The following is a 19,497-nucleotide window of genomic DNA, read 5'->3' as shown; positions in this document are numbered from 1 at the left end:
ATGAATGCGCTCAAACGAATTGAGCGTGATTTAGATGAATAAAATTAATGTGAGCGGTCCGGTGGAGGGCAAGGCGGCTAACCCGGTTTTTGCCCGTTTTGGCGTGTGCACCGCAGCAGCCAGCGAATGAAGTCCATGATCGCCGGTTTTTCCTGAACGGCGGGTGGCGCGACGATGTAGAAGCTGCGATCCGGGCAATCTTCGGCGAAGGGGCGCACCAGCCGGCCCTCGTCGAGGTAAGGCTGGGCCAGCGTCGCCGCCATCAGCGCCACGCCGTGCCCGGCGACGGCGGCTTCGAGCATCAGCAAGGCATCCTCGTAGGTCGGCCCGCTCGCCGGTTCCGCCCGGCGCAACCCGGCGGCGGCAAACCAGCGCGACCACGAGAGCAGCGGATGGCGCAGCAGGCGCACGCCGTCGAGATCGGCCGGGGTCTGCAAATCCGCCGCCAGCGCCGGCGAACAGACCGGGAAAACGCGCTCCTCGAAGAGCTTCCAGGCCAGCAACCCTGGCCATTCTTCCTCACCGTAACGCAGGCCGATGTCGGCCTCGCCATTGAGCAGCGGCCCGAGACTGGTCGCCGTGCCGAGGGTGAATTCGAGGTCGGGATGGCGCTGCTGATATTCCGCCACGCGGGCCACCAGCCACTTGCTACCCAAGGCCGGCGCGGCCGAAATGCGCAGGCGCTCGCGGCTCGGAGCACGCAGTACCGCGCTCGCCTCATCCAGCCGCAACAGCGCCTCGCGCACTACCGCCAGATAACGCCGTCCCGCCGCCGTCAGCACCACCGCTCGATGCCGCCGCTCGAACAGCGGCTGGCCGAGGTGTTCCTCCAGTTGCCTGATGCGATGGCTGATCGCCGACGGCGTCAGATGCAAAGCCTCCGCCGCCGCCAGAAAGCTGCCGAGACGAGCGGCGGCTTCGAAGGCGGGGAGCGTGTGGAGGGGCGGGAGGTCGTGCATGGGGGGCGTAATCGTTGGCTCTGCAACCTTAGCTGCTTTGTAATGCGCGCAATTTCGACACGGCGATCATGTGCTTGTTATCGCGCGCCGAAAAACGGGCGTGACTTGAGACTGGGTCATACGGCCCGAAGTAAATCTCTTCCCAAGAGCCGTCCTCGTGGATGCCCAGGACGAGAAGAAGATCAGCCTGACCGCGAAAGCCGATCTGGGAAGCCGCAAAGTTCGTTTTAATTTGGACGGTTAAGCCATCTGAGGTGCGCGCATCGTAGTCGCCGGAGCCACTCGGGGCCTTTTGCAGTTTGTAGTAATCCGTTGCTAGTAGCTCGCCGAAATCACCCAGCAAATTGCCAAGGCCAGACCAGTTATATTCCGGAGCGAGTGCTCTCAGCGCTTTTTGCGAAGCGAATATGCTGGCGAGGATGGCCTGCGCCGCAGTGATTCTCTCCTTGATGAAATCCATCGTGAATTAGCGCCGCCCGCCCAAAATCGACCCCAACACCCCGCGCAGGATCTGCTTGCCGATTTCGCGGCCGACGGTGCCGGCGACGCCGCGCGCAGCGCTCTTGGCAGCGCTTTCGAGCACGCCTTCGCGCTTGCCGCCGCGAGGGCCGGTGCTGCCCATCAAGATGTCGCCAAGGCCACCGAACAGGCCGCCGCCGGATTCCTGCTGGGCTGGGGCCTGGCGCGGTTGTGGCGTGGGCGTCGGGCGTGGTTGGGCTTGTGCGCCGTTGTGGTTGCCCCAGTCGTTGGCGTCGAGCGGCGCGGAAGCACCGCCGGGTTTGGCCGGGGGGGCGGGAATGGCGCCGGGGGCCGGTTGGGCAGCCTTGGCGGTCTGGCCGCGCAGCACTTCGTAGGCCGATTCGCGATCCACGGTCTGGCCGTAGGTGGCGAGCAGCGGGCTGGCCTGGATCATGGCCTGGCGTTCGTCTGCGGTCAGCGGACCGAGGCGCGAAGCGGGCGGGAAGATGATGCTGCGCTCGACGACGGTGGGCCGGCCCTTGTCGTCGAGGAAGGAAATCAGTGCCTCGCCGACGCCGAGTTCGGTGATGACGGCGGCAGCGTCGAATTTCGGGTTGGCGCGCATGGTTTGCGCGGCGGCCTGCACGGCCTTCTGGTCGCGCGGGGTGAAAGCGCGCAGGGCGTGCTGGACGCGGTTGCCGAGCTGGCCGAGGATTTTTTCCGGCACGTCGAGCGGGTTCTGGGTGACGAAATAGACGCCGACGCCCTTGGAGCGGATCAGGCGGACGACTTGCTCGACCTTGTCGGTCAGTGCCTGCGGGGCGTCGCTAAACAGCAGGTGGGCTTCGTCGAAGAAGAAGACGAGCTTGGGCTTGTCGAGATCGCCGGCTTCCGGCAGTTGCTCGAAGAGCTCGGAGAGCAGCCAGAGCAGGAAGGTAGAATAGAGTGCCGGGGCCTGCACCAGCTTTTCGGCGGCGAGCACGTTGATGATGCCGCGGCCGTTTTCGTCGACCTGCATCAGGTCGTGAATGTCGAGCATCGGCTCGCCGAAGAATTGGTCGCCGCCCTGCTGTTCGAGCGTCAGCAGGCCGCGCTGGATGGCGCCGATCGAGGCGGCGGAGACGTTGCCGTACTCGGTGGTGAATTCCTTGGCGTTGTCGCCGACATGCTGGACCATGGCGCGCAGGTCCTTGAGGTCGAGCAGCAGCAGGCCCTGGTCGTCGGCGATCTTGAAGACCAGTTGCAGGACGCCGGTCTGCGTGTCGTTCAGGTTGAGCAGGCGGGCGAGCAGCAGCGGGCCCATGTCGGAAATGGTGGCGCGTACCGGGATGCCGTTTTCGCCGAAGACATCCCAGAAGGCGACGGAGTTGGCGTAGGGCGTAAAGCCTTCGAGGCCGAGGTCGGCGACGCGCTTGAGCATCTTTTCCGAAGGTACGCCCGGCGCGCCCATGCCGGAGAGGTCGCCCTTCACGTCGGCCATGAAGACCGGCACGCCGGCGTAGGACAGGCGCTCGGCGATGGATTGCAGCGTGACGGTCTTGCCCGTGCCGGTCGCCCCGGTGATCAGGCCGTGGCGGTTGGCCATCTGCGGCAGCAGGGCGGGATAACCGTCTTCGGATTTGGCGAGGTAGAGGGGTTCGGACATGACACGGGACTCCGCTGAAAGTTATCCCGGCATTCTAGCAATGCTTGCGGTGGCACTTGGTGAAACAGGGTAAAGCGGCCGGTGCACCGCAGTCTGTCGTCAATGCGACAAGTTGCGGCGGGTCTACTCCACTTTGTTATGGGCAGCGCTCAACACTTCCGAGACGAATTCGCCGCGGGCGGTCGAGTTGTTTTCCTGATGGTTGGCGGCACACCAGGCGAAGAACTCGTCCGGGTCGATCAGGCATTCCAGGGCCATGACGCCGGAGCGTTGAAAATTGCGCCGGGCCGCCACCGCCATGGCTTTCCATTGGTCGAAGGTTGCTTCGAAAGCTTCCGGATCGGTGGCGCTGGCTTTGACTTTGGCCCAGCTTTCCTCGGTGTACCAGGTGACGCCGATGACCATCTGGCGGCTGCGCTGTTTGGCTCTCAGGCTTTGATAAAGGTTCGGCTTTCGCATTTTGTTGTAGCGTTCGGAACGGTAAATGAGCCTTTCTAAGCAACAAGCACACCCATTTGCCCACGAATTTGCCGGCAATCCCACGCAAGCCTGACGAGAAGGCCGCCGCCGGGTAAAATCTCGCCTTCTTCGTTATTTGCATTCAGGGAATCATCATGGCCGGACACTCCAAATGGGCCAATATCCAGCACCGCAAGGGTCGTCAGGACGAAAAGCGCGGCGCTGCCTTCTCCAAGATCGCCAAGGAAATCACCGTGGCCGCCAAGATGGGCGGCGGCGATGTGAGCTTCAATCCGCGTCTGCGCGTGGCGGTCGACAAGGGCAAGGCGGTCAACATGCCCAAGGACAAGATCGATACCGCGATCAAGAAGGGCACGGGCGAACTGGAGGGCGTCGATTACGTCGAGGTTCGCTACGAGGGTTACGGCGTCGGCGGTGCGGCGATCATGGTCGATTGCCTGACCGACAACAAGACCCGTACCGTGGCCGAAGTGCGCCATGCTTTCTCCAAGCACGGCGGCAACATGGGCACCGACGGTTGCGTGGCCTTCCAGTTCAAGCACTGTGGCCAGATGATCTTCGCCCCGGGAACCGATGAAGGCGCGCTGATGGATGCCGCCATCGAAGCCGGTGCCGAGGACGTGAATACCAACGACGACGGTTCGATCGAAGTGATCACCGGCCCGGCCGATTTCCTCACCGTCAAGGACGCGCTCGAAGCCGCCGGCTTCAAGCCGGAGTTCGCCGAAGTGACGATGAAGCCGGAAGGCGAAAACGTCTTCACCGGCGACGATGCGGTCAAAATGCAGAAGTTGCTCGACGCGCTGGAAGGTCTCGACGACGTGCAGGAAATCTACACCACCGCCGTCATCGAGGACTAACGGCCCCGTGCCGCTGCCCGTCATCATCGACGTCGAGGCGTCAGGGTTCGGCAACGGCAGCTATCCGATCGAAGTCGGCTATTTCACGCCGGATGGCAACTCCTATTGCAGCTTGATCCAGCCCGAGCCGGGGTGGACGCATTGGGATCCTTCGGCCGAGCAGGTGCATGGCATCAGCCGCGAAGTTCTGCTGGCCAAGGGCCGGCCGGGCGTCGAGGTTTGCCTCGACCTCAATACCGCCCTGCGCGGGCAGACCATCTACTGCGATGCCTGGGCCTATGACTACGTCTGGCTGTCGAAGCTCTACGACGCGGTCGAACTGTTTCCGACCTATCACCTGAAGGATTTGCGCGAACTGCTGGCCGAGTGCGAGCAATCGCTCTGGCACGGCCTGCGCAGCGAGGTGGAGAAGCGCCTGGCCTTGCGCCGCCACCGCGCCAGCGGCGATGCCCGTACCATCTTCGAAACCTACAACGAGGCGCGCAAGCGCTGCAAACCCGACTGGATCGTTTGACCATGCAGCGTGCCTATCCCCTGCTCTTCGTCTTCCTGTGGAGTACAGGCTTCATCGGCGCCAAGTACGGCCTGCCCTACGCCGAACCGCTGTCTTTCCTGCTGACGCGCTACGGTTTTGTCATCGGCCTGATGCTGCTCATCGCGCTGGCGACGCGGGCACCGTGGCCGAAAGAGGCGCGGCAGTGGCTGCATATCGGTGTGTCGGGCGTGCTGGTCCATGCCTTCTACCTTGGCGGCGTCTTCGTCGCCATCAAGCACGGCCTGCCGGCCGGGGTGACGGCGCTGGTCGTCGGTATGCAGCCCTTGCTGACGGCGGTGGGCGCTGGCTGGCTGCTCGGCGAGCGAGTGAGTGCTCGCCAATGGGGCGGGCTGGCGCTGGGTTTCGTCGGCGTCGTGCTGGTGGTTTCCGGCAAGTTTGGCGAGGCGCCCCTGGGGCCGATGCTGCTGCCGGCCATCGTCGCCTTGCTCGGCATTACGGTTGGCACGCTGTACCAGAAGCGTTTCTGCGCCAAGTTCGATCTGCGTACCGGTTCGGTGATCCAGTTCGTGCCAACGGCCATCGTGACGGGGATCGCCGTCGCGGCCTTCGATGGCTATCACGTCGAATGGACCGGCGAATTCATCTTCGCGCTTGGCTGGCTGGTGCTGGTCCTGTCGATCGGTGCCATCAGCCTGTTGAATCTGCTGATTCGCAGCGGCAGCGCGGTCAATGTGGCCAGTCTGTTCTACCTGACGCCGCTGTGCACGGCGCTGATCGCCTGGCTGGTTTTTGGCGAAAAACTGACGTACACCGCAGCAGTCGGTATGGCGCTGGCGGTGAGCGGCGTTTATCTGGTGGCGAAGCCGAAATGAGCGGGACACGTATCCTCGGCATCGATCCTGGCTTGCGCGTGACCGGCTTTGGTGTCATCGAGAAGCATGGCAACCAGCTGGTCTACGTGGCGAGCGGCTGCATCAAGTCGAACGACAAACAATCGCTGCCGGAGCGGATCGGTACGCTGTTCGCCGGCATCAGCGAGGTGATCTCCACCTACCGGCCGGATCAGGCGGCGATCGAGAAGGTGTTTGTGAACGTCAATCCGCAATCGACGCTGCTGCTCGGTCAGGCGCGCGGGGCGGCGATCAGTGCACTGGTGCATGGTGGACTGCCGGTGGCGGAATACACTGCCTTGCAGGTCAAGCAGGCGGTCGTGGGCCACGGCAAGGCGGCCAAGGAGCAGGTGCAGGACATGGTCGTGCGCTTGCTCAGCCTGGCTGGCGCGCCGGCGGCCGATGCGGCCGATGCGCTGGCTTGCGCCATCGCCCACGCGCATGGCGGCCAGGGTTTGGGGGCGCTGGCGACGGCCGGGTATCGCGTTCGCGGCGGGCGACTGATAGGATGAGAAACTGTGTGAAAATACAGTACTTTTTCCAGAAAGAGATTGCCCCGAAATGATCGGACGATTGACCGGCATCCTCGCCGAAAAGAATCCCCCGCAGATCGTGCTCGACGTCAATGGCGTCGGCTACGAGCTGGATGTGCCGATGAGTACCTTCTACAATCTGCCGGCGGCGGGTGAGAAGACCAAGCTGCTGACCCATTTCGCGGTGCGTGAGGATGGGCATTTCCTCTACGGCTTCCTGACTGAGGCCGAGCGTTTCGCCTTTCGCCAGTTGCTGAAGGTGTCCGGCATCGGCGCGCGCACGGCGCTGTCGGTGTTGTCCGGTATGTCGGTGAACGACCTGTCGGCCGCCGTAGCGCAGCAGGAGTTGGGCCGGCTGATCAAGATTCCGGGCATCGGCAAGAAGACCGCCGAGCGTTTGTTGCTCGAATTGAAGGGAAAACTGGCCGACGCCACCGGCATTTCGCTGACGGCTGCGGTGGACGACGCCAAACAGGATATTTTGAACGCCCTGCTGGCGCTCGGTTACAACGAGAAGGAAGCGGCTTCGGCAATGAAGCAACTGCCGGCCGATGTGAGCACTTCCGACGGCATCCGGCAGGCGCTCAAGCTGCTGTCCAAGGTCTGACATGCTGATCAGCGACGAGAACCCGAAACGCCTGGCGCAAGTCGCGCTGGTGGTGCTGCTGATCATCGGCTGCATCGCCGTGCTGCTGCCGTTCGTCGGCGCGGTGCTCTTCGCCCTGGTCGTCTGGGTCTGCACCTGGTCCTATTACTCCGAGAAGCTGCTGCCACGCCTCGGCGGGCGCGATACGCTGGGGGCTTCGCTGATGACGCTGGCGCTGGTGCTGGTCATGCTGGTGCCGATGATTTTCCTGGCCGGCTCGCTGGCCAACGGCGCCGACAAACTGGTCGCCTTTGTCAAACCTTACATCGAGCAAGGCCTGCCGGCCGATGCGCCCACCTGGCTGAGCGGTATTCCCTTTGTCGGCAGCGAGATCGATAGCACCTGGCACCGGCTGGCCGGCAACCGCGAGGAATTGAATGCCCTGCTCAAGCAACTGGCCGGGCCGGCGCGGCAACTGGTCGTCTCGCTCGGCGCCATCGCGGCCAATGGCCTGCTGCAGCTGGCGCTGGTGCTGTTTGTTGTCTTCTTCCTCTATCGCGATGGTGCTGCCCTGAGCGAGGCGCTGTACACGGCTGCCCGCAAGTTGGGCGGCGATCTGGGCGAAGAAATGCTGGACAAGGCGAGCGGTACGGTGGTCGGTGTCATGCTCGGCATCGTCGGCACGGCGGCGGCGCAGGCCACGGTGGCGATGCTTGGCTTCCTGATCGCCGGCGTACCGGGGGCGGTGCTGCTCGGTTGCGCCACCTTTTTCCTGTCGATGATCCCGATCGGCCCGCCGCTGATCTGGGGCGGTGCGGCGGCCTGGCTCTACGGCCAGGGCGATACCGGCTGGGCCGTGTTCATGGTGCTTTATGGCCTGTTCGTCATCAGCAGCATCGACAATTTCGTCAAACCCATCCTGATCGCCCGCGGCGCCGGCCTGTCCATCCTGCTCATCGCCCTCGGCGTGCTGGGTGGCGTACTGGTCTTCGGCTTCATTGGCATCTTCCTCGGGCCAGTGCTGCTGGCGCTCGGCCAGATGCTGTTCCAGCGCTGGGTGCGCGAGGAGGCAAACGCATGATCGAAACCGACAAGCTGGTCGCTTCTGACCGCATCATTGCGCCGCAAAGCAAATCGGCTCAGGAAGAAGCGCTCGAGCGCGCCCTGCGCCCCAAGCGCCTGGCCGACTACACCGGCCAGGTCAAGATTCGCGAGCAGCTCGAAATCTTCATCCACGCCGCCAAGAAGCGCAGCGAGGCGCTCGACCATGTGCTGCTCTTCGGCCCGCCGGGCCTCGGCAAGACCACGCTGGCCCACATCGTCGCTGCCGAAATGGGCGTCAACCTGCGCCAGACCTCAGGGCCGGTGCTGGAACGGGCCGGCGACCTGGCCGCCATTCTGACCAACCTCGAACCGCACGACGTGCTGTTCATCGACGAAATCCACCGTTTGAGCCCAGTCGTCGAGGAAATCCTCTACCCTGCGCTGGAGGATTTCCAGATCGATATCATGATCGGTGAAGGTCCAGCCGCCCGCTCGGTGAAGCTTGATCTGCCGCCCTTCACGCTGGTTGGGGCGACGACCCGCGCCGGCATGCTGACCAACCCGTTGCGCGACCGTTTTGGCATCGTCGCCCGGCTGGAGTTCTACAACGCGCAGGAATTGCAGAGCATCGTCAGCCGCTCGGCCACCTTGCTCAACGCGCCCATCGATCCCGACGGCGCGTTGGAAATCGCCAAGCGCTCGCGCGGCACGCCGCGCATCGCCAACCGCCTGCTGCGCCGCGTGCGCGACTACGCCGAGGTGAAAGCCGACGGCAACATCACGCGCGACATCGCCGACAAGGCGCTGCACATGCTCGACGTGGACCCGGCCGGTCTCGACCTGATGGATCGCAAGCTGCTGTCGGCGGTGATCGACAAGTTCGGAGGCGGCCCGGTCGGCGTCGACAATCTGGCGGCTGCCATCGGCGAAGCCCGTGACACGATCGAGGATGTGCTGGAGCCTTATTTGATCCAGCAGGGCTATCTGCAACGCACCCTGCGTGGCCGAATTGCGACGCCAGCCATCTACCGCCACCTCGGGCTGGCCGAACCGGCCAGCGCGGTGGTGCGCGATCTGCTGGCCGACGAGTAAACTTAGACCCGGAAGCTGGCGACCGACGCCTTCAGTTGCGTGGCCAGCCCTTGCAGGCGCTGGGCGTCGGCCACGACATTCCTGACTGCGGCAGTGTTTTCCTCGTTCATCACCGCCACTTGCTCGACATTCTTGGCGATGACCTCGCTGGCCGAGGATTGCTCGCGCAAAGCGAGCGAAATCTCGTTGACCGCTTCGACGACGGCATTCGTCGCATCGTTGATGCGTGCCATGCTGTCGCCCGCTTCACTGGCCTTGCCGACGCTGTTGTTGACCCGCTTGGCACCGTCCTCAATGCCGGCAATAGCCTCGTTCGTCGTCGACTGTATGCCGTCGATCATGGTGGTGATTTCGTGGGTCGAGGTGGCCGTGCGCTCGGCCAGCTTGCGTACTTCGTCGGCCACCACGGCAAAGCCGCGTCCGGCTTCGCCGGCCCGAGCTGCTTCGATGGCGGCGTTCAGGGCCAGAAGGTTGGTCTGGTCGGCAATATCCTTGATCACATTGACGATGGTCGAAATCTGACGCGACCCCTCGCCCAGCTTTTCCACCATGGCGGCCGACTGATTGACCGACTCGGCACTGCGCTGCATGTCCGCAACCGCCTGGCTGACCGTCGTATTGCCTTGGGCCGAGAGATTTCCGGCATCAGTGGCCATTTCATTGACCGAGGTCGCACCGTCGGAGACATGCCGGATGCTGACCGTGATTTCCTCCAGCGTTGCGGCGATCGCCGAGGTCGCATCGTTCTGCTGCGAAACGCCGCCGGAGACGCGATCAGCCATTCGTACCAGATTGTCCGATGCCGCATTCAGAGCATCGGCACCCTGATGGATGTTGCGCACGATACCTTGCAGGCCGTCCCGCATCGTTGTCATGGCGGCCATTAGGCTCTGGGTGTCGCCGGGGGTGACGGGGATTTCCGTCAGCAGGTCGCCGGCAGCGATACGTCCGGCTGCCTCTGCCGCGGCCGTAGGCTCGCCGCCCAGCGGTTTGAGCACCATTTGCCGCAGCATCGCGAACATCATGCCAATCAGTACGATGCAGGCCAGCACTCCGACCGAAATGATGGTGACCATGCGCTTCTGGGCGATCGCCTCGACTTCCTGTTTTGGGTAGGCCGCCATGACCTTGAAGCCCCATGCCGGGAATTCATCGCGTTTGATGAACCAGCCGGTGTCGTTTTCCTGAAGCTTGCCGATCTGCTCGTCGGTGACGTGGGACGAGCGGAAGCGCACCTTGTTATTGGCATCGAGGATGGCCATGAAGCCGTTGTCGAGCAGGCGCGATTTCTCGATGGCTTGTTTCAGCGCCGCCATGTCGATTTTGTAGCCCACGTACCAGATACCGATCACGCTTCCCTGCGGGTCGCGGATTGGCTCGTAGCCGGTAAAAAAGGGATTGCCGAGAATATCGACGACGCCATAGAAAGGATTGCCACTACGGATGGCGGCAATAGCCTTGCCCTTTGGGTCGAGTACGGTGCCGGTAGCCCGCTCGTTATCGCGTTTGACATTGGTCGACACACGAACGAAGTCATCCCCGTGTTTGACGAACAGGGTCGCCGTGCCGCCAACCACCTTGACCACGCCGTCCACCAGGTCGAAGTTGTTGGCCTGCGGGCGGCCGCCCAGCAACAGATTGGGAACGGTCTTGTCCTTCACCTGAACTGCCGGACCGAGCGCTGCCGGCCCAAGCGCTTGCCCGCGTTCCATCAGCAGGCGCATGGCGCTCCGGGTCTGTTCGGTGACCAAGGCATCGGTTACCGCCAGTATTTGCAATGCCGCCTGCGAGCGGTCATCGGCATCGAGCACCATCTCGCTTTCGATCCGCTTGCTTTCCAGCGACGAGAAAAGGAGGGCGCCGCCCAGCACGACCAGAATGACGAATGCGGAGACAGGAACAATGAAACGCGCTTGAAGGTTATTTTTGAACATTTCCACACCAATTTTGTGGTTTTTGTTATCTAAAGTATATACCCGATTGGAATCCGTGTTGAGGCCGGTCAACAGGTGCGCGGTATGATGCGTTAATCATGTTTCAATCATGGAGACGGCCCATGCGGAAAATCGCCCTTTTTGCCCTGTGCACCGCAGCAGTCAGCGCGGCGCACGCGTTTTGCGGCTTTTACGTTGGCAAGGCCGATGCCAACCTGTTCAACGAGGCGTCGCAGGTCATCGTCGTGCGCGATGGCGACAAGACCGTGGTCAGCATGCTCAACGACTACAAGGGCGAGCTGAAGGAATTTGCCGTCGTCGTGCCGGTGCCGACCGTGCTGCAAAAGGGTCAGATCAATGTCGGCGAGAAGAAAATTTTCGACCGCCTCGATGCCTATTCCGCGCCGCGTCTGGCCGAGTATTACGATTCCAACCCCTGCGAGCGCCGCCTCTACGAAATGCGCAAGGATGCCGTGCCTGCACCCATGGCCGCCGCCGGTGCGCCGCGTAGCAGCACCGCTCTCGGTGTCACCGTCGAAGCCAGCTACACGGTCGGCGAGTACGACATCGTGATCCTTTCCGCCAACCAGTCCGATGGGCTGGAAACCTGGCTTAAGCAGAGCGGCTACAAGATTCCGGCCAATTCCGCCAAGGCGCTGGCGCCCTATATCCGGCAGAACATGAAATTCTTCGTTGCCAAGGTCAATCTGGCCGAGCAGGCCAAGACTGGCTACACCATGCTGCGTCCGCTGCAATTTGCCTACGAATCGGAGAAATACATGCTCCCGATCCGTCTCGGCATGGCCAACGCGCGCGGCCCGCAGGACCTGATCATCTACATGCTGACCAAGAACGGCCGGGTCGAGACCAGCAACTACCGCACCGTGAAGCTGCCGGCCAACATGGATCTGCCGGTCTTCCTGAAGCAGGGTGACGAGTTCCGTAATTTCTACAAGGCCATGTTCGGCGAACAGGCGAAAAAGGAAGGTTATCGCGCCGTCTTCACCGAGTATTTCTGGGACATGAGCTGGTGCGATCCCTGTGCGGCCGATCCGTTGTCCACCGACGAGTTGCGCCAGGCCGGCGTCTTCTGGGTGAACAAGCCGGAAGCCGACGCGCCACCGCCGGCTCCCTTGCCCGGCCGCCCGGGTATCATGCCGATGCCGCGCCCAATGCCGGGCGGCGCACAGCCAGTGATGCTGACCCGCCTGCATGTGCGCTACACCCCGGAAACTTTCCCGGAGGACCTGATGTTCCAGGAAACCAAGGACCGGCAAAACTTCCAGACCCGCTACGTTCTGCGTCACCCGGCCAAGGTAGAGCCGGACGCCTGCCCGGAAGCGAAGACCTACCTCGAAGGCGTGCGCAAACGCCAGGAGCAGGAGGCACAGCAGCTAGCGACGCTGACCGGCGGCGACATCAACGCCATCCGCAACAAGATGACCCTGCCGCCTGCACCGCCGAGCAAGCCGTGGTGGGACGGGCTGTGGGGTAACGGCGGCAAGTAAGCGTGATACTGCGGTGGACGGGCCTCGATGCCCGTTTTTTCCAGATAGCCTTCCAGATCGTCCTGCTGGCGGTCGGCGTGCTGTTGCGCGATTTCAGCCTGCTGCCCTTGCAGATGGCGCTGGCCCTGGCCTCGGCGGCGCTGACGCAAGCCTTCTGGCTGCGCGTGTTTCTCCTGCACAACGTCGGCTACCTGAGTCCGCTGATCACCGGCTGTGGCCTTTCGCTGTTGTTGCGCGCCGATACGCTGTGGGCGCATCCATTGATCGCCTGCCTGGCCATCAGTGGCAAGTTTCTTTTGCGCGTGCGCGGAAAGCATGTGTTCAACCCGGCCAATTTCGGCGTCTGCATCGCGCTGCTCGCCGTACCGGGCACCTGGGTGTCGCCGGGGCAGTGGGGCAACGATCTCGGTATCGCTATCTGGCTGATCGCGCTCGGGGCGACGGTGGCCGACCGCGCACGGCGCAATGATGCAGCCTGGCTGTTCCTCACCACCTTCCTCGGCTTGATCTTGCTGCGCCTGCTCTATCTCGGCCACGTGCCGACGCGCATGGTCGAAATCTTCAGCCATCAGGCCCTGAATGGCGCCTTGCTGCTCTTTGCCTTCTTCATGATTTCCGATCCGATGACCCTGCCCGATCGGCCCATGGCGCGTCGGCTGCACGTCATGCTCGTCGCCTTTGCCGGGTTTGCCTGGCAGTTCCTCAACTACCGGCCGAACGGTGCGCTTTGGGCCCTCTTCTATCTGGCCCCGCTGGTGCCGCTCTGGGATGCAATCTGGCCGGCAAAGCGTTATATCTGGCCGGGAAACATACCGTTACAAAACAATGTTGCAGCGCAAGGTAGAATCCCGGAATGAAATTCGAGCCGAATCCGAATGCCTTCACCATCCCGGTCCGCGTCTATTACGAGGACACTGATGCTGGAGGCGTCGTTTATTACGCCAATTATCTGAAGTTCTTCGAGCGTTGCCGTACCGAATGGATGCGGCAGGCCGGGCACGACCAGTCCAAGTTGGCGAGTGAACAACAGATTCTGTTCGTCGTGCGCAAGGCGCAGTGCGAATACCTGCGCCCGGCCCGGCTCGACGATCAACTGACGGTCGGCCTCGAAGTCGAAAAACTGACCCGTGTGCGCGTCGTTTTCCGTCAGCATGTGCGGCGTGGCGACGAAGAACTGGTCACCGGCACCGTCGAGATCGCCTGCGTCAGTTCGACCAACATGCGTCCCGCTTCCATCCCCGATTTCCTGTACGAGAAACTGGAATCCCTGAAATGAACGTCACCCAGGATCTGTCCATCCTCCACCTCATCCTGAACGCCAGCGCAGTGGTTCAGGCCGTCATGGCCCTGCTCGCCGGCGTTTCCTTCATGTCCTGGTACTACATCTTCATGAAGTGGTTCACCGTCAAGCAGGCGCGCGCCAAGACCGAGGGCTTCGAGCGCGATTTCTGGTCGGGCGGGGATCTGAACAACCTGTACAACAGCGCGGTGAACGACCGCCATCACGCCGGTTCGATGGAACGCATCTTCGAAGCCGGCTTCCGCGAATTCACCAAGCTGCGTGGCCAGAAGAATCTCGACGCCAAGGACATCGTCGATGGTTCCCGCCGCGCCATGCGCGCCACCTACCAGCGCGAGATGGACGCCCTTGAATCGCACCTGGCCTTCCTCGCTTCGGTCGGTTCGGTCTCGCCTTATGTCGGCCTCTTCGGCACCGTCTGGGGCATCATGCATGCCTTCCGCGGCCTCTCCAACGTCGGTCAGGCCACCCTGGCTTCTGTCGCGCCGGGTATTGCCGAAGCGCTGGTCGCCACCGCCATCGGCCTGTTCGCTGCCATTCCGGCCGTGCTGGCCTACAACCGCTTCTCCCACGACATCGACCGCCTTGCCGTACGCTACGAGTCGTTCATGGAGGAGTTTTCCAACATCCTCCAGCGCCAGATGCGTTAAAGATGGCCACGCTTGCGATGACTTCGTTGGCTTACTCGCCGTGCAATCCGCACTGCCTCGCTCGCCGCCTCGTCCTCGCGGCGCGTGATCCATTTTTCCGGGAGGCGTGATGCGCGAACGTCGTCTAAAAAACGAAATCAACGTCGTTCCCTACATCGACGTGATGCTCGTGCTGCTAGTCATCTTCATGGTGACGACGCCGATGATGACCACCGGCTCGGTCGATCTGCCGACTTCGGGCACGGCGCCGGGCAAGCCGGACAAGTATTTGAAGGTGCAGGTGCAGGAAGACGGCACCCTGTCGGTATTCGATACCGAGGGCAAGGAAAGCAAGGTCAAGGGCCTGAAGGAACTGAAGGCGACCCTGCTGCCGCTGCGTGGCGACGATGCCAAGATGCCGGTGCTGGTCGCCGGCGACAAGGAAACCCGCTACAAGAACGTCATCGAGGTCCTCGACGAGGTCAAGAAGATGGACTTCCAGCGCGTGGCGCTCGAGACGGCCGTCAAGTAAAACAAAATGATCCTCGAACGTCCCGAAGAGCCCGGCAAGAAGTACGCGCTGGCGTTCACCCTCCTGGTTCATCTGGGCTTGGTGATTGCGCTCTTCGTTGGCGTGCAATGGAAGAACAAGGAGCCGGAGGCTTACGAGGTCGAGCTGTGGTCGCCGACCTACAAGCCGGCGACCCAAGTTTTGCCCGCTCCGCCGCCGCCCGAGCCGGAAGTGAAGCCACAACCCAAGCCCGAGCCGAAACCCGAACCCAAGGTCGAACCGCCGCCGCCCAAGAAGCCGGATATCGCGATCAAGGAAGACAAGAAGAAGCCCGAGCCACCCAAACCCGAGCCGAAGCCGGAACCGAAAAAACCGGAGCCTAAGCCCGAGCCCAAGAAGCCGGAGCCGCCGAAACCCGAGGCCAAGCCGCAGCCGAAATTCGATTTCAGCAAGGAGCTGGCCAACGAAACCTCGCAGTTGAAGTCGACGGCACGCAACACGGCCAATGCGCAACAGATGGCCAATGCTGCGGCGGCGGAAGCTGAACAACGGGCATCGGCCAATCGTCGTGGTCTGGAGAGCTACGCCGCCAAGATTCGCGGCAAGATTCGCGGCAATATCGTGTTGCCACCAAGCATCCAGGGTAATCCGGAAGCCGTTTTTGAAGTCAATCAACTGCCGTCCGGCGAAGTGCTCGACGTGCGCCTGAAGCGCTCCAGCGGCAACGCGGCGCTCGATACCGCCATCGAACGTGCCATCCGCAAATCCTCGCCGCTGCCAAAGCCGGACGACCCCTCATTGTTCCGCCGCGACCTCGAAATCAAATACAAGCCGTTTGAAGAGTAGAATCGCGCGAATCTTATTGAATCTGAACAAAATGTCTGCCATTTCCCGCCGCTTTTTCCTCATTTTTGGCCTGTGCACCGCAGCACTGGCACAGGCCCAGCTATCCATCGAAATTACCGGTGCCGGTGCCAACCGCATTCCGGTGGCCATTGCCGATTTCCTCGGCGATCCAACCGCCTCGCGTATCGTCACCGCCACCGTGCGCAGCGACCTCGAGCGTAGCGGCCTGTTCAAGCTAATCGAGCCGGGCAGCGCTGCACTCGATGAAAACTCTCCGGTCAATCACGCCGACTGGCGTAGCCGCGGCGCCGATGCGCTGGCCGCCGGCAGTATCGGGCGCAGCCCGGACGGCCGTATGGAAGCGCGCTTCCGTCTGTACGACACGCAAAAAGCCGTATCGCTCGGCGGTGCCGCCTACCTGACCGGTAACGAGCAATTGCGCGCGGCGGGGCATCGCATCGCCGACTACATCTATGAAAAACTGACTGGCGAGAGGGGCGTTTTCTCGACGCGCATCGCCTACGTCGTCAAGGCGCGCGGCCAGTTCCTGTTGCAGATCGCCGATGCCGACGGCCAGGGGGCGGCCACTGCGCTGACCTCGACCGAGCCGATCATCTCGCCGGCCTGGTCGCCGGATGGCAGCAAGCTGGCCTATGTTTCGTTCGAGAAGAAGAAGCCGGTCATCTACGTACATTCCATCGCTTCCGGCCAGCGCACCATCGTTGCCAACTTCAAGGGCTCCAACTCGGCGCCGGCCTGGTCACCGGACGGTCGCAAGCTGGCCGTGGTGTTGTCCAAGGACGGCAATTCGCAGATCTACTCGGTCAACGCCGACGGCAGTGGCCTGCAGCGTCTGGCCCAGTCGTCCGGTATCGATACCGAACCGCGCTATTCGTCGGATGGCGGCACCATCTACTTCACCTCCGACCGCGGCGGTAGCCCGCAGATCTATCAGGTTTCCGCCAGCGGCGGTAGCGCCCAGCGTGTCACCTTCGAAGGCAGCTACAACGTCTCGCCGCGCCCGTCGCCGGATGGCAAGAGCCTGGCTTTCATCACCCGTCGCGAAGGCCGCTTCCAGCTTGCCGTCATGGATCTGGCCAGCCGCCAGGTTCAGGTGCTCACCGATTCCCACAAGGATGAATCCCCCAGTTTTGCCCCAAACAGCCGCATGATCCTGATCGCCACTGAAGTCGGCGGGCGCGGCGTCCTATCTGCTGTATCCAGCGATGGCAGGATCAAACAACGCCTCTCGGTTGCCGCCGGCGATGTCCGCGAACCGGCCTGGGGCCCCTTCTATCAATAAATCCTCTCCGGAGAACTACGTGAAAAAACTGCTGATCCCTGCCCTACTGAGCGCCCTGCTCGCCGCTTGTTCCACCACCCCGCTGCCGGAGGACGGTTCCGGCGCCCCGGTTGAATCCCGCCGTGGCGGCAGCACCGGTGTCGCTCCGGTCGTGGCCGGTGGCGTCGACGCCAATGGTCTGCCGCGCGAACTGACCGATCCGAAGAGCAAGCTGTCGCAACGCAGCATCTACTTCGACCTCGACAAGTACGAAGTCAAGGACGAGTACAAGGATCTGGTCGCCGCTCACGCCAAGTACCTGACCACCAACAAGGGCTTCAAGGTCCTGATCCAGGGCAACACCGACGAGCGCGGCAGCCGCGAATACAACCTGTCGCTCGGCCAGAAGCGTTCCGACGCCGTCAAGCGTTCGCTGACCCTGCTCGGCGTCAAGGATGACCAGATCGAATCCGTCAGCCTGGGCGAAGAGAAGCCGAAGAACGCCGGTCACGATGAAAGCGCCTGGGCGGAAAACCGTCGCGCCGACATCCTGTACCGCGCAGCTGACGGCCGCGGCGAGTTCTAAGCATGCGTCCGGTTCGGATCGCCCTCCTGATTGCCGCCCTGGGTGCCTCGCAGGCCCAGGCCGGCATGTTCGACGATGACGAAGCGCGTCGCCAGATTGCGGATCAACGCATCAAGACGGAGGCGCGATTCGACCAGCAGGCCCGGGCCCAGCTCGAGTTGGCGTCGCAGATCCAGCGCCAGGCGGACGAAATTGCCCGCCTGCGCGGCCAGATCGAGACGCTGACCTACGAGCTGGAAACGGCCAAGAAGCGCCAGCAGGACTTTTATCTCGACCTCGACACCCGCCTGCGCAAGTTCGAGTCCGGCGCGCCGGCACCGACTGCTGCGGTGGACGGGGCAAATCCGGCAAATTCCAAGCCGGCCGGCGATCCGGCCAAGGAAAGCCAGGATTACGAAACGGCCCTCAACCAGTTCAAGGCCGCCAAATACAAGGAAGCCGCCGCCGGTTTCGGCGCTTTCGTGCAGAAATTCCCGGACAGCTCGCTGGCGCCCAATGCCCAGTACTGGCTCGGTAACGCCTGGTATGCCCAGCGCGACTGCAAGAAGGCGATCGATGCACAAAGCGTGGTGACCAGCCGCTATGCCGACAGCCCGAAGGCGGCCGACGCCTGGATCGCCATTGCGACGTGTCAGCTGGACATGGGCAAGGCGGCCGAGGCGAAGAAGGCGCTGGAAACCGTTGTCGCCAAGTATCCAAATACCCCGGCGGCCGATACCGCGCGCGAACGCCTGAAGAAGAAGTAATTGCTGCGTCTGACCGAAATATTCTTCTCCCTGCAGGGAGAAGCCTCGCGCGCTGGCCTGCCGACGGTTTTCGTCCGGCTGACCGGCTGCCCGTTGCGTTGCACCTGGTGCGACACGACCTACAGCTTTACCGGCGGCGAGCCGGCGACGGTCGAATCGATCCTGGGCGAGGTGAAGAAATACCCGGCCCGCCAGGTCTGCGTCACCGGTGGCGAACCGCTGTCGCAGAAGGAATGCCCGGCCTTGCTGACGGCCCTGTGTGATGCAGGCTACGACGTGTCGCTGGAAACCTCCGGCGCGCTCGATATCGCCGGCGTTGATCCGCGCGTGTCGTGCATCATGGACCTGAAGGCACCGGGTTCCGGCGAAGCCGACAAGAACCTGTGGGCCAACCTTGAGCATCTGAAGGCGCGCGACGAGGTCAAGATCGTCATCGCCTCGCGGGCCGACTACGAGTGGGCGCGTGATACGTTGCGCGAACATCGTCTGAACGAGCGTTGTCCGGTGCTCCTCTCGCCAGCGCAAGGCCTGGTCGAGCCGCGCGACCTCGCTGAATGGATTCTCGCCGACGGTCTCGACGTGCGTTTCCAGATGCAGTTGCACAAGTTGCTTTGGGGTAACATGCAGGGAAAATGAGCGAGGAGACAACGATGACCCAGAATCGCCGCAAGTTTTCCCGAGTCCCTTTCGAAACCGATGCCCGCCTGTTTCTCGCCGATGGAGAACATCCGGTACAAGTTCTCGATCTGTCGCTGAAGGGGGCGCTGATTTGTCCCAAGGGGGCGCTATACATCACCGTTGGCACGACCGGTACCTTGAAGGTGCCGCTCGATGATGGTGGTAGCTCGATCCGGATGGAAGTTGCCGTCGTACACCACATGCTCGATCACTTCGGTCTGGCCTGTCGCGATATCGACCTCGACAGCGTGACCCATCTGCGGCGCCTCGTGGCTCTGAACCTGGGCGATGAAACCTTGGCCGACCGCGAGTTTTCGGCGCTCTCGCACGACTAGCCGTTGCATTTCCGCCACAGGGCGGCTTTCCGGGCATTCGCCACCTGTCTTTTTTTCAAGCAATTCGTCATAATCCGTTGCATTTGGTTCAAACGTTT

General features: G+C 62.6%; 23 protein-coding genes. 18 read left to right on the top strand and 5 right to left on the bottom strand.

Translation table 11 applies throughout. The features are described from left to right. Nucleotides 1-77: 77 nt before the first annotated feature. The 4 genes from WIF35_RS11220 to WIF35_RS11205 all read right to left on the bottom strand — a co-directional run bounded on the left by WIF35_RS11220 (nucleotide 78) and on the right by WIF35_RS11205 (nucleotide 3,522). Nucleotides 78-959 carry a LysR substrate-binding domain-containing protein gene (locus WIF35_RS11220; RefSeq protein ID WP_412478304.1) on the bottom strand — a complete coding sequence of 294 codons (882 nt, stop codon included), beginning with the start codon at nucleotides 957-959 and terminating at the stop codon, nucleotides 78-80. Between the two features lie 28 nt (nucleotides 960-987). Then, complete coding sequence (locus WIF35_RS11215; RefSeq protein WP_412478303.1) at nucleotides 988-1,419, bottom strand: DUF6998 domain-containing protein; 432 nt, start codon at nucleotides 1,417-1,419, stop codon at nucleotides 988-990. 6 nt (nucleotides 1,420-1,425) lie between these two features. After that, complete coding sequence (locus WIF35_RS11210; protein WP_412478302.1) at nucleotides 1,426-3,063, bottom strand: helicase HerA-like domain-containing protein; 1,638 nt, start codon at nucleotides 3,061-3,063, stop codon at nucleotides 1,426-1,428. Nucleotides 3,064-3,186: 123 nt separating this feature from the next. Continuing rightward, nucleotides 3,187-3,522: a hypothetical protein gene (locus WIF35_RS11205; protein ID WP_412478301.1), complete on the bottom strand. Its 336-nt coding sequence runs from the start codon at nucleotides 3,520-3,522 to the stop codon at nucleotides 3,187-3,189. A gap of 155 nt (nucleotides 3,523-3,677) precedes the next feature. Between WIF35_RS11205 and WIF35_RS11200 the strand changes: the two genes are divergently transcribed. The 7 genes from WIF35_RS11200 to ruvB are packed head-to-tail and all read left to right on the top strand — an operon-like array spanning nucleotide 3,678 to nucleotide 9,044. After that, nucleotides 3,678-4,403 carry a YebC/PmpR family DNA-binding transcriptional regulator gene (locus WIF35_RS11200; RefSeq protein WP_412478300.1) on the top strand — a complete coding sequence of 242 codons (726 nt, stop codon included), beginning with the start codon at nucleotides 3,678-3,680 and terminating at the stop codon, nucleotides 4,401-4,403. Between the two features lie 7 nt (nucleotides 4,404-4,410). Next, complete coding sequence (locus WIF35_RS11195) at nucleotides 4,411-4,917, top strand: hypothetical protein (protein ID WP_412478299.1); 507 nt, start codon at nucleotides 4,411-4,413, stop codon at nucleotides 4,915-4,917. A 2-nt stretch (nucleotides 4,918-4,919) separates the two neighbouring features. Further along, nucleotides 4,920-5,771 (top strand): DMT family transporter, encoded by an 852-nt coding sequence (locus WIF35_RS11190; RefSeq protein ID WP_412478298.1) that lies wholly within the window; start codon nucleotides 4,920-4,922, stop codon nucleotides 5,769-5,771. After that, nucleotides 5,768-6,301 (top strand): crossover junction endodeoxyribonuclease RuvC, encoded by a 534-nt coding sequence (ruvC, locus tag WIF35_RS11185; protein ID WP_412478297.1) that lies wholly within the window; start codon nucleotides 5,768-5,770, stop codon nucleotides 6,299-6,301. The genes WIF35_RS11190 and ruvC overlap by 4 nt, the downstream gene beginning before the upstream one ends. 49 nt (nucleotides 6,302-6,350) lie before the next feature. Next, nucleotides 6,351-6,929, top strand: a complete 579-nt coding sequence (gene ruvA / locus WIF35_RS11180) for a Holliday junction branch migration protein RuvA (protein ID WP_412478296.1) — start codon at nucleotides 6,351-6,353, stop codon at nucleotides 6,927-6,929. Between the two features lies 1 nt (nucleotide 6,930). Next, a complete protein-coding gene (locus tag WIF35_RS11175) occupies nucleotides 6,931-7,989 on the top strand; it encodes an AI-2E family transporter (RefSeq protein WP_412478295.1) in 1,059 nt (352 codons plus the stop codon). Then, entirely contained in the window at nucleotides 7,986-9,044 is a 1,059-nt protein-coding gene (ruvB, locus tag WIF35_RS11170; RefSeq protein WP_412478294.1) for a Holliday junction branch migration DNA helicase RuvB, read from the top strand. The genes WIF35_RS11175 and ruvB overlap by 4 nt, the downstream gene beginning before the upstream one ends. 2 nt (nucleotides 9,045-9,046) lie before the next feature. Here the strand turns inward: ruvB and WIF35_RS11165 are convergent, their stop codons facing one another. Then, nucleotides 9,047-10,978, bottom strand: coding sequence for a methyl-accepting chemotaxis protein (locus tag WIF35_RS11165; RefSeq protein ID WP_412478293.1), 1,932 nt, complete (start codon nucleotides 10,976-10,978; stop codon nucleotides 9,047-9,049). A gap of 122 nt (nucleotides 10,979-11,100) precedes the next feature. Between WIF35_RS11165 and WIF35_RS11160 the strand changes: the two genes are divergently transcribed. The 11 genes from WIF35_RS11160 (at nucleotide 11,101) to WIF35_RS11110 (ending at nucleotide 19,399) form a co-directional block, all read left to right on the top strand. Continuing rightward, nucleotides 11,101-12,486 carry a DUF2330 domain-containing protein gene (locus tag WIF35_RS11160; RefSeq protein WP_412478292.1) on the top strand — a complete coding sequence of 462 codons (1,386 nt, stop codon included), beginning with the start codon at nucleotides 11,101-11,103 and terminating at the stop codon, nucleotides 12,484-12,486. Nucleotides 12,487-12,488: 2 nt separating this feature from the next. Continuing rightward, nucleotides 12,489-13,343, top strand: coding sequence for a hypothetical protein (locus WIF35_RS11155; protein WP_412478291.1), 855 nt, complete (start codon nucleotides 12,489-12,491; stop codon nucleotides 13,341-13,343). Continuing rightward, nucleotides 13,340-13,762, top strand: a complete 423-nt coding sequence (gene ybgC / locus WIF35_RS11150; protein WP_412478290.1) for a tol-pal system-associated acyl-CoA thioesterase — start codon at nucleotides 13,340-13,342, stop codon at nucleotides 13,760-13,762. Before WIF35_RS11155 ends, ybgC begins: the two co-directional genes overlap by 4 nt. 14 nt (nucleotides 13,763-13,776) lie before the next feature. Continuing rightward, the gene (gene tolQ / locus WIF35_RS11145; RefSeq protein ID WP_412481242.1) at nucleotides 13,777-14,436 is read left to right on the top strand and encodes a protein TolQ; all 660 of its coding nucleotides are present in this window, start codon (nucleotides 13,777-13,779) and stop codon (nucleotides 14,434-14,436) included. A 109-nt stretch (nucleotides 14,437-14,545) separates the two neighbouring features. Further along, entirely contained in the window at nucleotides 14,546-14,947 is a 402-nt protein-coding gene (locus tag WIF35_RS11140) for an ExbD/TolR family protein (RefSeq protein ID WP_412478289.1), read from the top strand. 6 nt (nucleotides 14,948-14,953) lie between these two features. Beyond that, nucleotides 14,954-15,772 carry an energy transducer TonB gene (locus WIF35_RS11135; protein ID WP_412478288.1) on the top strand — a complete coding sequence of 273 codons (819 nt, stop codon included), beginning with the start codon at nucleotides 14,954-14,956 and terminating at the stop codon, nucleotides 15,770-15,772. 31 nt (nucleotides 15,773-15,803) lie between these two features. Next, entirely contained in the window at nucleotides 15,804-17,075 is a 1,272-nt protein-coding gene (gene tolB / locus WIF35_RS11130; RefSeq protein ID WP_412478287.1) for a Tol-Pal system beta propeller repeat protein TolB, read from the top strand. Between the two features lie 19 nt (nucleotides 17,076-17,094). After that, entirely contained in the window at nucleotides 17,095-17,640 is a 546-nt protein-coding gene (pal, locus tag WIF35_RS11125; protein ID WP_412478286.1) for a peptidoglycan-associated lipoprotein Pal, read from the top strand. Nucleotides 17,641-17,642: 2 nt separating this feature from the next. Further along, on the top strand, nucleotides 17,643-18,386 hold the full coding sequence (gene ybgF, locus WIF35_RS11120) for a tol-pal system protein YbgF (protein ID WP_412478285.1): 744 nt from the start codon (nucleotides 17,643-17,645) through the stop codon (nucleotides 18,384-18,386). After that, nucleotides 18,387-19,022 carry a 7-carboxy-7-deazaguanine synthase QueE gene (queE, locus tag WIF35_RS11115; RefSeq protein WP_412478284.1) on the top strand — a complete coding sequence of 212 codons (636 nt, stop codon included), beginning with the start codon at nucleotides 18,387-18,389 and terminating at the stop codon, nucleotides 19,020-19,022. A 14-nt stretch (nucleotides 19,023-19,036) separates the two neighbouring features. Then, a complete protein-coding gene (locus WIF35_RS11110) occupies nucleotides 19,037-19,399 on the top strand; it encodes a PilZ domain-containing protein (RefSeq protein WP_412478283.1) in 363 nt (120 codons plus the stop codon). Nucleotides 19,400-19,497: the final 98 nt, after the last annotated feature.

Source organism: Azonexus sp. IMCC34839, from assembly GCF_047047955.1.
Classification (GTDB): domain Bacteria; phylum Pseudomonadota; class Gammaproteobacteria; order Burkholderiales; family Rhodocyclaceae; genus Azonexus.
Note: the sequence above shows the minus strand (reverse complement) of the source record. Positions and strands in the feature narration are given on the sequence as shown.

What these genes read in the sequence shown, in the direction of transcription:
- WIF35_RS11220 (WP_412478304.1), bottom strand. Translation starts at nt 959, where the DNA reads ATGCACGACCTCCCGCCCCTCCACACGCTCCCCGCCTTCGAAGCCGCC.
- WIF35_RS11215 (WP_412478303.1), bottom strand. Translation starts at nt 1,419, where the DNA reads ATGGATTTCATCAAGGAGAGAATCACTGCGGCGCAGGCCATCCTCGCC.
- WIF35_RS11210 (WP_412478302.1), bottom strand. Translation starts at nt 3,063, where the DNA reads ATGTCCGAACCCCTCTACCTCGCCAAATCCGAAGACGGTTATCCCGCC.
- WIF35_RS11205 (WP_412478301.1), bottom strand. Translation starts at nt 3,522, where the DNA reads ATGCGAAAGCCGAACCTTTATCAAAGCCTGAGAGCCAAACAGCGCAGC.
- WIF35_RS11200 (WP_412478300.1), top strand. Translation starts at nt 3,678, where the DNA reads ATGGCCGGACACTCCAAATGGGCCAATATCCAGCACCGCAAGGGTCGT.
- WIF35_RS11190 (WP_412478298.1), top strand. Translation starts at nt 4,920, where the DNA reads ATGCAGCGTGCCTATCCCCTGCTCTTCGTCTTCCTGTGGAGTACAGGC.
- ruvC (WP_412478297.1), top strand. Translation starts at nt 5,768, where the DNA reads ATGAGCGGGACACGTATCCTCGGCATCGATCCTGGCTTGCGCGTGACC.
- ruvA (WP_412478296.1), top strand. Translation starts at nt 6,351, where the DNA reads ATGATCGGACGATTGACCGGCATCCTCGCCGAAAAGAATCCCCCGCAG.
- WIF35_RS11175 (WP_412478295.1), top strand. Translation starts at nt 6,931, where the DNA reads ATGCTGATCAGCGACGAGAACCCGAAACGCCTGGCGCAAGTCGCGCTG.
- ruvB (WP_412478294.1), top strand. Translation starts at nt 7,986, where the DNA reads ATGATCGAAACCGACAAGCTGGTCGCTTCTGACCGCATCATTGCGCCG.
- WIF35_RS11165 (WP_412478293.1), bottom strand. Translation starts at nt 10,978, where the DNA reads ATGTTCAAAAATAACCTTCAAGCGCGTTTCATTGTTCCTGTCTCCGCA.
- WIF35_RS11160 (WP_412478292.1), top strand. Translation starts at nt 11,101, where the DNA reads ATGCGGAAAATCGCCCTTTTTGCCCTGTGCACCGCAGCAGTCAGCGCG.
- ybgC (WP_412478290.1), top strand. Translation starts at nt 13,340, where the DNA reads ATGAAATTCGAGCCGAATCCGAATGCCTTCACCATCCCGGTCCGCGTC.
- WIF35_RS11140 (WP_412478289.1), top strand. Translation starts at nt 14,546, where the DNA reads ATGCGCGAACGTCGTCTAAAAAACGAAATCAACGTCGTTCCCTACATC.
- WIF35_RS11135 (WP_412478288.1), top strand. Translation starts at nt 14,954, where the DNA reads ATGATCCTCGAACGTCCCGAAGAGCCCGGCAAGAAGTACGCGCTGGCG.
- tolB (WP_412478287.1), top strand. Translation starts at nt 15,804, where the DNA reads ATGTCTGCCATTTCCCGCCGCTTTTTCCTCATTTTTGGCCTGTGCACC.
- ybgF (WP_412478285.1), top strand. Translation starts at nt 17,643, where the DNA reads ATGCGTCCGGTTCGGATCGCCCTCCTGATTGCCGCCCTGGGTGCCTCG.
- WIF35_RS11110 (WP_412478283.1), top strand. Translation starts at nt 19,037, where the DNA reads ATGACCCAGAATCGCCGCAAGTTTTCCCGAGTCCCTTTCGAAACCGAT.